General features: G+C 61.5%; 12 protein-coding genes. 1 reads left to right on the top strand and 11 read right to left on the bottom strand.

Annotated features, from left to right (window positions below; all coding sequences use genetic code 11):
- The 5 genes from AC1D10_RS34415 to eno all read right to left on the bottom strand — a co-directional run.
- The coding region (locus AC1D10_RS34415) for a 2-oxo acid dehydrogenase subunit E2 (RefSeq protein ID WP_477279592.1) at positions 1-1,090 on the bottom strand (1,090 nt) is incomplete at its 3' end.
- A gap of 18 nt (positions 1,091-1,108) precedes the next feature.
- The gene (locus AC1D10_RS34410; protein ID WP_477279590.1) at positions 1,109-2,494 is read right to left on the bottom strand and encodes a pyruvate dehydrogenase complex E1 component subunit beta; all 1,386 of its coding nucleotides are present in this window, start codon (positions 2,492-2,494) and stop codon (positions 1,109-1,111) included.
- Between the two features lie 15 nt (positions 2,495-2,509).
- Positions 2,510-3,547: a pyruvate dehydrogenase (acetyl-transferring) E1 component subunit alpha gene (gene pdhA, locus AC1D10_RS34405; RefSeq protein WP_379097826.1), complete on the bottom strand. Its 1,038-nt coding sequence runs from the start codon at positions 3,545-3,547 to the stop codon at positions 2,510-2,512.
- A gap of 194 nt (positions 3,548-3,741) precedes the next feature.
- Positions 3,742-4,065: an FtsB family cell division protein gene (locus AC1D10_RS34400; protein ID WP_477279587.1), complete on the bottom strand. Its 324-nt coding sequence runs from the start codon at positions 4,063-4,065 to the stop codon at positions 3,742-3,744.
- Positions 4,066-4,225: 160 nt separating this feature from the next.
- Positions 4,226-5,500, bottom strand: coding sequence for a phosphopyruvate hydratase (gene eno, locus AC1D10_RS34395; protein WP_379097820.1), 1,275 nt, complete (start codon positions 5,498-5,500; stop codon positions 4,226-4,228).
- 309 nt (positions 5,501-5,809) lie between these two features.
- Here eno and AC1D10_RS34390 point away from each other — a divergent pair, with 309 nt between their 5' ends.
- On the top strand, positions 5,810-5,932 hold the full coding sequence (locus AC1D10_RS34390) for a hypothetical protein (protein ID WP_477279585.1): 123 nt from the start codon (positions 5,810-5,812) through the stop codon (positions 5,930-5,932).
- Between the two features lie 57 nt (positions 5,933-5,989).
- On the opposite strand, the gene AC1D10_RS34385 is transcribed toward AC1D10_RS34390, so the two are convergent.
- The 6 genes from AC1D10_RS34385 to AC1D10_RS34360 form a co-directional block, all read right to left on the bottom strand.
- Positions 5,990-6,355, bottom strand: a complete 366-nt coding sequence (locus tag AC1D10_RS34385; protein WP_112395111.1) for a PRC-barrel domain-containing protein — start codon at positions 6,353-6,355, stop codon at positions 5,990-5,992.
- Positions 6,356-6,438: 83 nt separating this feature from the next.
- On the bottom strand, positions 6,439-6,642 hold the full coding sequence (locus tag AC1D10_RS34380) for a dodecin family protein (protein ID WP_019858016.1): 204 nt from the start codon (positions 6,640-6,642) through the stop codon (positions 6,439-6,441).
- Between the two features lie 115 nt (positions 6,643-6,757).
- Positions 6,758-7,603, bottom strand: coding sequence for a 3-deoxy-8-phosphooctulonate synthase (gene kdsA, locus AC1D10_RS34375; protein ID WP_477279582.1), 846 nt, complete (start codon positions 7,601-7,603; stop codon positions 6,758-6,760).
- The gene (locus AC1D10_RS34370) at positions 7,600-8,490 is read right to left on the bottom strand and encodes a VOC family protein (protein ID WP_477279580.1); all 891 of its coding nucleotides are present in this window, start codon (positions 8,488-8,490) and stop codon (positions 7,600-7,602) included. Before AC1D10_RS34370 ends, kdsA begins: the two co-directional genes overlap by 4 nt.
- A 43-nt stretch (positions 8,491-8,533) precedes the next feature.
- The gene (locus AC1D10_RS34365) at positions 8,534-8,824 is read right to left on the bottom strand and encodes a Dabb family protein (protein ID WP_477279578.1); all 291 of its coding nucleotides are present in this window, start codon (positions 8,822-8,824) and stop codon (positions 8,534-8,536) included.
- A 98-nt stretch (positions 8,825-8,922) separates the two neighbouring features.
- The gene (locus tag AC1D10_RS34360) at positions 8,923-9,057 is read right to left on the bottom strand and encodes a hypothetical protein (RefSeq protein ID WP_477279576.1); all 135 of its coding nucleotides are present in this window, start codon (positions 9,055-9,057) and stop codon (positions 8,923-8,925) included.
- Positions 9,058-9,093: the final 36 nt, after the last annotated feature.

The raw sequence follows: 9,093 nt of genomic DNA, 5'->3' as shown, positions 1-9,093 counted from the left end.
GCTTCAGCTTGCGGCTGCGCGCCCGGCTGGCCAGGTCCTTCATCTCGTTGGAGATCGTGGACAGCGTCTTTTCGTCCGCCTTGCGGATGATCGGCGTGATCAGGCCACCTGGGATCGACACGGCAACGCCGACATCGGCATGCTTGTGCTTGACCATGGCGCTTTCGGTCCATGAGGCATTGGCATCCGGCACCGCCTTCAGCGCCAGCGCCATCGCCTTGATCACCATGTCGTTGACCGACAGCTTGTAGGCGGGCGCGTCGCCCTTGTCGGTCTTCTTCACGGGCGCTGCGGCGTTGATCTGCGTGCGCAATGCCAACAGCGCATCGAGTTCGCAATCGAGCGTCAGGTAGAAATGCGGGATTGTGGTCTTGGCCTCGACCAGACGCCGCGCGATGGTCTTGCGCATGTTGTCATGCGGGACCAACTCGTAGGAGCCCGCCTCGAACAGTTTCAGCACCTGATCGTCCGACATCGCCTTCACCGGCGCGGCAGAAGCAGCAGCCGGAGCCCCGGCAGGTGCCGCCTTGGCGGCAGGCTTGGCGCCGCCACCGGCAATCGCCGCATCGACATCCGCCTTCACCACGCGGCCGTGCGGACCGGTGCCGGTCACGGCAGAGACGTCAACGCCGGCCTCCTTGGCGATGCGCCGCGCCAGCGGTGACGCGAAGGTGCGCTCACCAGCCGCATGGCCGTTGGCGGCCGGGGCCGCTTTGGCTGCGGCTGCAGGCTCGGCCTTTGGTGCGTCAGCCTTTGGTGCTTCCGCCTTGGGAGCATCCGCTTTCGGCGCCTCGGCTTTCGCCGGTGCGGCAGCGCCACCGCTTTTCGCGGCAGCGCCGGCGTCCTCGCCTTCGGCGGCGAGCACGGCGATCAGCGCATTGACCTTGACGCCTTCGGTGCCGGCCGGAACGACGAGCTTTGCTACGGTGCCCTCATCGACGGCTTCGACTTCCATCGTAGCCTTGTCGGTTTCGATCTCGGCGATGACATCGCCCGGGGAAACCTTGTCACCTTCCTTGACAAGCCACTTTGACAGATTGCCCTCTTCCATCGTGGGCGACAGGGCCGGCATGGTGATGTTGATTGGCATTTTGTCCTCCCGCCCGGTTCAGCGATACGCGACGGCTTTGACCGCCTCGATGACTTCGCCGACATTCGGCAACGCCAGTTTCTCGAGGTTGGCCGCATAGGGCATCGGCACATCCTTGCCGGCAATGGTGATGACCGGAGCGTCGAGGAAATCGAAGGCGCGCTGCGATACCTGGTTGGCGATATGGTCGCCGACCGAGCTCTGCGGGAAGCCTTCTTCCACCACGACCAGCCGGTTGGTCTTCTTGACCGAGGCGATGATGGTGTCGAGGTCGAGCGGGCGGATCGTGCGCAGGTCGATGATCTCGGCATCGATGCCCAGGCCGCGCAGCTCGGCTTCAGCCTTGACCGCATAGGTCATGCCGATGCCGAAGGAGACGATGGTGACATCCTTGCCGGTCTTGTGGACGCGCGCCTTGCCGATCGGCAGCACGAAATCATCCAGCTTCGGCACGTCGAAGGACTGGCCGTAGAGGATTTCGTTCTCGAGGAAGATGACCGGGTTGGGATCGCGGATCGCCGCCTTGAGCAAACCCTTGGCGTCGGCCGCAGTGTAGGGCATCACGACCTTGAGGCCGGGAATGTGGCTGTACCAGGCAGCATAGCACTGCGAGTGCTGGGCGGCGACGCGGGCGGCGGCGCCGTTCGGTCCACGGAACACGATCGGCGCCCCCATCTGACCGCCCGACATATAGAGCGTCTTGGCGGCAGAGTTGATGATCTGGTCGATCGCCTGCATGGCGAAGTTGAAGGTCATGAACTCGACGATCGGCTTCAGGCCGGCCATCGCCGCGCCGACGCCGACGCCGGCAAAGCCATGCTCGGTGATCGGCGTGTCGACGACGCGCCGCGGCCCGAACTCCTGCAGCAGTCCCTGCGTGATCTTGTAGGCGCCCTGGTATTCGGCGACCTCTTCGCCCATGACGAAGACATCGCCGTCGCGGCGCATTTCCTCGGCCATCGCATCACGCAGCGCTTCGCGCACCGTGGTCGAGACCATTTCCGTGCCGGCCGGAATGTCCGGATCGGCGGCTATTTCGGTCTTCGGGGCGGCTGCGACCGGCGCAGAGGCCCCGCTTTTGGCCGCCGCCGGCACTGGCGCCGCGGTTTCAGCCTTGGCAGGCTCTTCGCCGATGCCTTCGCCAGCCTTGTCGACGTCTTCGCCTTCAACGGCGAGCACGGCGATCACTGCGTTGACCTTGACGCCTTCCGTGCCGGCAGGAACCACGATCTTGGCAAGCGTGCCTTCATCGACGGCTTCGACTTCCATCGTCGCCTTGTCGGTTTCGATCTCGGCGATGACGTCACCGGCGACGACCTTGTCGCCCTCGTTCTTCAGCCACTTGGAAAGATTGCCCTCTTCCATGGTCGGCGAGAGAGCGGGCATGAGAATTTCGATCGGCATGTCCTTGCCCTCCCGTTACAATACGATATCGGTCCAGAGCTCGGACGGATCCGGCTCCGCGTCGTTCTGGGCAAATTCGGCGGCATCGGCGACAACGTCGCGAACCTCCTTGTCGATGGTCTTGAGTTCGTCCTCGGTCGCCCACTTCTTCTCGATCAGCCGCGCCTTGACCTGTTCGATCGGGTCATGCTCGGAGCGCATCTTCTGCACTTCTTCCTTGGAGCGGTACTTCGCCGGATCGGACATCGAGTGGCCGCGATAGCGATAGGTCTGCATTTCGAGGATCAGCGGACCGTTGCCGCCACGGCACCATTCGGTGGCCAGATCGCCCGCCGCCTTGACGGCGCGAACGTCCATGCCATCGACCTGGATACCGGGAATCTTGAACGAGGCGCCGCGATGCGAAAAATCCGTCTCCGCCGACGAGCGCGAGACTGAGGTGCCCATGGCATAACGGTTGTTCTCAATGATGTAGATCACCGGCAGCTTCCATAGCGAGGCCATGTTGAAGCTTTCATAGACCTGGCCCTGGTTGGCCGCACCATCGCCGAAATAGGTCAGCGAGACATTGTTGTTGTCGCGATAGCGGTTGGCGAAGGCGAGACCCGTGCCGAGCGACACCTGCGCACCGACAATGCCGTGGCCGCCGTAAAAATGCTTCTCCTTGGAGAACATGTGCATGGAGCCGCCCTTGCCCCTGGACAGGCCGCCACGACGCCCGGTCAGCTCAGCCATGACGCCGCGCGGTGAAAGCTCCATCGCCAGCATGTGGCCGTGATCGCGATAGGCGGTGATCATCTGGTCGCCTTGGATCAGGGCCATCTTCATGCCGGTGACGACAGCTTCCTGACCGATATAAAGATGGCAGAAGCCGCCGATGAAACCCATGCCGTAAAGCTGGCCGGCCTTTTCCTCGAAACGGCGGATAAGCAGCATGTGCCGGTAGGCGGCAAGCTCTTCATCCTTGGTGAAGTCAGCAGGCTTTGGGGCTGAAAGCCCCGATTTGCCGTCGGATTTGGATTTGGCAGGCGCTTTTCTGGCTGCGGTGGCCATGCATCACTCCCTGTTGGCGTCTCTTTGCGGACATTAGAGCAGGATCAAATCTGCTCTGGGGAGATCAGCTCCTCCCCACCGATTTCAGGGAGGCTAACACGCGTCAGGGCGATGCGCCATGCCGAATTTGCATAGCTGACATGCGTCTAAGTGATTAAAATCATTGAAAATATTGGCTATTAACCGAAAAGTGGTTACTTCGCCGAGGTCGGCAACATGATGGTGATTTCGTCCGCTTGGGACAGATTGAGAGCCTTGCGCGCCTGCTCGTCGAGCATGTCTTTCTCAAGTGTGCCTTCATGCATGAGCCGAACGCGGCGTTCAAGTTCCATCCGGCGTGCCTTGATCGCATCGAGTTGACCTTGCAGCGCAACCGTCTGGGCTTCCAGCTGATATTTCGAATTGATGCCGAATTCGCCGTGGTAGGCGTGGAAGCCGAAATAGGCCAGGAATGCCACGCAGAGCGAGGGGACGATCAGCCGGCCGGTGTTTCGCTGCTTGTGCTGACGCGTCCACATGATCCAGATCCTCGCGGCCGCGAACTCATGCGGCTCCCGATCTTTTTCGCCTGATTGTGCTTAACGGACGGTTACGGATGACCGGTCTGGCGGCGCCGAAATGAAAAAGGGCGGGAATGCTCCCGCCCTTCCGTCCGATATTCCAAACCGGCGTTCCGGATCAGCCCTTCACCACCGACTTGCCGGCGTAGCTCGCCTGCTTGCCGAGCTCTTCCTCGATGCGGATCAGCTGGTTGTATTTGGCCATGCGGTCCGAACGCGACAGCGAGCCGGTCTTGATCTGCCCGCAATTGGTGGCAACGGCGAGATCGGCGATGGTCGAATCCTCCGTTTCGCCCGAGCGGTGAGACATGACCGCGGTGTAGCCGGCCTTGTGCGCGGTCTCGACGGCGTCGAGCGTTTCCGTCAGCGAGCCGATCTGGTTGACCTTGACCAGGATCGAATTGGCAACGCCCATGCGGATGCCGTCGCGCAGCCGCGCCGTGTTGGTGACGAACAGATCGTCGCCGACCAGCTGCGTCTTCTTGCCGATCAGGTCGGTCAGGTACTTCCAGCCTTCCCAGTCGTCCTCGGCCAGCCCGTCCTCGATCGAGATGATCGGATAGTCGGCGGCAAGCTTGGCCAGGTATTTGGCCTGGGCCTTGGGGTCGCGCGTCTTCTTCTCGCCTTCATAGACGTAGTTGCCGTCCTTGAAGAACTCGGTCGCCGCGCAGTCGAGGCCGAGCGCGATCTCTTCGCCTGGCTTGAAGCCGGCCTTCTCGATCGATTCCATGATGAAATCGAGCGCCACTGGCGCGCTCTTCAGGTTCGGGGCAAAGCCCCCCTCGTCGCCGACATTGGTGTTGTGGCCGGCATCCTTCAGTTTCTTCCTCAGCGTGTGGAAGATTTCCGAACCCCAGCGAACACCTTCGCGCAGCGTCGGCGCGCCGATCGGCAGGATCATGAACTCCTGGAAGTCGATCGGGTTGTCGGCATGGGCGCCGCCGTTGATGATGTTCATCATGGGCACCGGCAGCACATGCGCCTTGGTACCACCGACATAACGGTAGAGCGGCAGGCCGGCGGCTTCGGCCGCGGCCTTGGCCACCGCCAGCGAGACGCCGAGGATGGCGTTGGCGCCAAGCCGGCTCTTGTTGGGCGTGCCGTCGAGCTCGATCATGGTCTGGTCGATGTGGATCTGGTTTTCGGCTTCCATGCCGCCGATCGCCTCGAACAGCTCACCATTCACCGCCTCGACGGCCTTGAGCACGCCCTTGCCGAGATAACGGGCACCGCCGTCGCGCAGTTCGACAGCCTCGTGGGCGCCGGTCGAGGCACCCGACGGCACCGCCGCGCGGCCCATCGATCCGTCTTCGAGAATGACATCGACCTCGACGGTCGGATTTCCACGGCTGTCCAAGATTTCACGCCCGACAATGTCGATGATGGCGGTCATTGCGATATCCTCGATTGATCTGAAAAAGCGTCGCGCACGTCTTAGCCAAAGCACCGCAAAACGCAATCGGGCCCGCTCGCAATTATTGCCGTGGCGTCAGCCTATAGCGCGTCGCGTTGAACGAATTCAGGCGCCGCGCTCTAGGTCTTTGCTTTTATGCAAGCGTTCTCCCCAAAACCGGGGCCACTTTTGGGCGACATGCATCAGGCGATTCACGAAGCGCAAATCGCTGTCATCATAAGTCATGTGCGGCGGACCAGCTTCCGGCTATGGTGCAGGTGCGCGGGGCGAAACAGGAGGAGTTTCGCCATGTCCCAGTTGAGCGGTATCGTGAGTCTGTTCCTGATCGCGGCGGCGTTCCTGACGTCGTGCGACAATCAGCAATCGCCACCCAAGGCAGGGGCGCTATCTGCCTTGCACATCAGCGAATAGGCGCCGCACCGAATGCAAAAAGGCCCCGTCGAGACGGGGCCTTGTTGTTTGCAGGCATCAATGCCAGTAAGGCGTGACCTTGTAGTAGTCATAGGACGCGTCGCGTGCCGTCTCGCCATCCGCGCCGGCCAGTTCGTTGATCGAATAGGCGGGCGCAGCCTTCAGCTGGTCCTTGGAGAACGGCACGACATAGCCGCCCTTATCCTCGTCATAGTCGAGGCTTGCCCATGGAATGGCGTGGTACTTCTCGCCGATGCCGAGAAAGCCGCCAAAACCGATCACCGCGAACATGATGCCGTTCGAGGTCTTGTCGAGCATGATGTCCTCGATGCTGCCGATGCTCTTGCCTTCGGTGTTGTAGACCGAAGTGCCGATGACTCGCGAAGCGGCAATGGCTTCGGTGTGACCTGTCTGGGTTGTCATGATGTGCTCCTCATTGTCGTTAATCGGTACTTTGACAATGAGGGGGGCGGGCGAAAGTTCCCGACTTTTTCGGCGGCAGCCGGTCATTCCGCAAGGATGAAGGTGACCTTCATATTGACGCGATAGGCAGCAATCTTGCCGTCCTCGACAACGATCTTCTGGTCCTGGATCCACGCGCCTTCGACGTTCTTCAGGGTCTTTGCGGCACGCGCAATTCCCTTTTCGATGGCGTCCTGAAAGCTCTTCTTCGACGATGAGGTGATTTCGGTGACGCGGGCGACAGACATGGCTTCCTCCTGCCAAAACGCTCATTTGCCGGGCAAGCGTACAACCGGCCCATGCCGACCACAAGCCGGCGCCCTGGCCGGCGTCGCTGACGCTGGAGCCGTCCCTCAGGACGTTTTAGCGACCCTTGGCGATACGATCGAACGCCATCAGCCTTTCCAGGAGTGCCGGCATGTCCTTCAGCGGCAGCATGTTCGGGCCATCGGAAGAGGTCGAATTATCCGGATCTTGGTGGGTCTCGATGAACACGCCGGCAACGCCGACGGCGACGGCGGCGCGGGCCAGCGTCTCGACGAAGCGACGCTCGCCGCCCGAGGAGCCGCCCTGGCCGCCGGGCTGCTGTACCGAATGCGTGGCGTCGAAGATCACGGGCGCGCCGATCTCGGCCATGATCGGCAGAGCGCGCATGTCGGACACCAGCGTGTTGTAGCCGAACGACGCGCCGCGCTCGGTTGTCAAAACATTGGCGTTGCCGGAACCGGTGATCTTGGCGACGACGTTCTTCATGTCCCAGGGAGCAAGGAACTGCCCCTTCTTCACGTTGATCACCTTGCCGGTCCTGGCGGCGGCGACCAGCATGTCGGTCTGGCGCGACAGGAAAGCCGGAATCTGCAGGACGTCGACATGCGGCGCGACGATCGCACACTGTTCCTCGGTGTGGACATCGGTCAGTACCGGCAGCGCAAATTCCTTGCGCAATTCGTCAAAGACGGGAAGTGCCGCATCCATTCCGGCACCACGCGTCGCCGACAGCGAGGTGCGGTTGGCCTTGTCGTAGCTGGTCTTGTAGACGAGGCCTATCCCGAGCTTACCTGTCAGTTCCTTCAGCGCGCCGGCCATGTCGAAGGCGTGCTGGCGCGATTCAAACTGGCAAGGACCAGCGATCAGCGACAAGGGCGCGTTGTTGTCGAAGACGACATTGCCGACGGTTACCGACGAATTGGGCGCCAGGGGCTTGCTCATTGGATCTCCCGGAAGATGAAAGCCGCGCCTTGTCCGGATGCCGGCTGCACGACAATATCATTGCCCGCTATATCGTGTCTGATGGAATTGGCTGCAAGCAGCTTCGCAATGACATCGGCGCTAAGGACCGCAAAGACCACCGCGGCGAAGTGAAGGTCTGTCGGCGCGCCCGCAGGCAGGCCAAAGCGTGCGGTGAAAGACGCAGGGTCAAGCACGCTCAAACTTGCATTCGGCAAGTGAAACGCGCCGCCCTGCCCGCCGGCGGTCGGGTCATTCACCGCCAAGGAAATCAGCCGATGTTGTTCGGCAAGCCGGTCGCTGACGGCCACTACTTCGACAATGCCGGTGACGCCGTTGGCGTGGGCCTGCAAAGCCGCGCGGTCCACTTCCGGCGCGTTGACTCGTTCGCAGGCAAACAGGAAAGCATCCGCAACCTTACTACTCGACGCAAAGGCGAGCTTGAACGATGCGATGTCGCTTTTGCCTGCCGTGTCGGTGAAGGCTCGTGAAAAGCTCAGCATGTCTCCCGCAGAAATGCCGGCTTCGACGTAACGTGCCTGGTCGGCATCTGCGTTGCTGGTACCCAGCACCACGGCGGAAAATCCCTCGTCGCCGTGGCTGTTGCGATAGATACGGTCGCGCCCGACGAAAACATTGCCCTCGGCAATGGCCGTCATCGCGGCCTGTTCATCGCTGACCGCGAGTGGCTCGAGATAGGTGCCGTCGGCCAGGAACACACAACAGTTTTCCGTTCCGAAGGGATGGGTCCCGGTCGGGGCAACGACGAAGCCAAGCGCGGTGAGCCGGGTTCGCGCCACATCGAGGTTCTGCGTCGGCAGCACCAGATGATCGAGCGGATGAGTGCCAGCGGTGTTTGTTCGGGTCATACGGCGCGATGTGCATCATTCCGCAAACCGGTTCAAGTCTCGATCAGCTGCCGGCCACGACATCGGCGGAATAACGCAGCTCGCGCAATGGTTTGACCTTGCTGGTCGTCTGCGCATAGAGCGGGTGCGCCTTGTAGGCGGCCAACGCCGCGGCATCGGTGAACTCCGCATAGACGACCACATCGATCTCGTCCGACAGCGGATCGACCTTGGTGTTGAGGGTCACCTCGAAGAGGCTGGAATGGGGAATGTTGCCGAGCGCCTGCAAGCCGGTGCGCACGGCCTCCACATCCTCTTTACGCCGCGCGCTGAAGAAAACGATATGCCGGATCAACCCCGCCTCCTCGATCTAAGTGCCGGGGTCTTTTGTGACGACAGGACGGTCGCGTCAATCGACAAGGATGTCGCGGCAGTGAGTCGTTCGGATGGATGCTAGATCTTGCCGGTGATCGATCGCACGACGTGCGAGACACTCCTCACCGTGGTGTCGAGATACCGACCCTGATTGTAGAGGCCATCCCAGATCAGGAAAAAGGCGATGGCGGCAATCACGATTACATAACGCATGGCTAAAACTATCTCACAAGCACGGTTGCAGCCATA

It is taken from the genome of Mesorhizobium sp. P2_A8 (assembly GCF_056404935.1).
This window is presented reverse-complemented; position numbering and strand designations above follow the sequence as displayed.

What these genes read in the sequence shown, in the direction of transcription:
- AC1D10_RS34400 (WP_477279587.1), bottom strand. Translation starts at nt 4,065, where the DNA reads ATGTGGACGCGTCAGCACAAGCAGCGAAACACCGGCCGGCTGATCGTC.
- eno (WP_379097820.1), bottom strand. Translation starts at nt 5,500, where the DNA reads ATGACCGCCATCATCGACATTGTCGGGCGTGAAATCTTGGACAGCCGT.
- AC1D10_RS34370 (WP_477279580.1), bottom strand. Translation starts at nt 8,490, where the DNA reads ATGACCCGAACAAACACCGCTGGCACTCATCCGCTCGATCATCTGGTG.
- AC1D10_RS34410 (WP_477279590.1), bottom strand. Translation starts at nt 2,494, where the DNA reads ATGCCGATCGAAATTCTCATGCCCGCTCTCTCGCCGACCATGGAAGAG.
- kdsA (WP_477279582.1), bottom strand. Translation starts at nt 7,603, where the DNA reads ATGAGCAAGCCCCTGGCGCCCAATTCGTCGGTAACCGTCGGCAATGTC.
- AC1D10_RS34380 (WP_019858016.1), bottom strand. Translation starts at nt 6,642, where the DNA reads ATGTCTGTCGCCCGCGTCACCGAAATCACCTCATCGTCGAAGAAGAGC.
- AC1D10_RS34390 (WP_477279585.1), top strand. Translation starts at nt 5,810, where the DNA reads ATGTCCCAGTTGAGCGGTATCGTGAGTCTGTTCCTGATCGCGGCGGCG.
- pdhA (WP_379097826.1), bottom strand. Translation starts at nt 3,547, where the DNA reads ATGGCCACCGCAGCCAGAAAAGCGCCTGCCAAATCCAAATCCGACGGC.
- AC1D10_RS34360 (WP_477279576.1), bottom strand. Translation starts at nt 9,057, where the DNA reads ATGCGTTATGTAATCGTGATTGCCGCCATCGCCTTTTTCCTGATCTGG.
- AC1D10_RS34385 (WP_112395111.1), bottom strand. Translation starts at nt 6,355, where the DNA reads ATGACAACCCAGACAGGTCACACCGAAGCCATTGCCGCTTCGCGAGTC.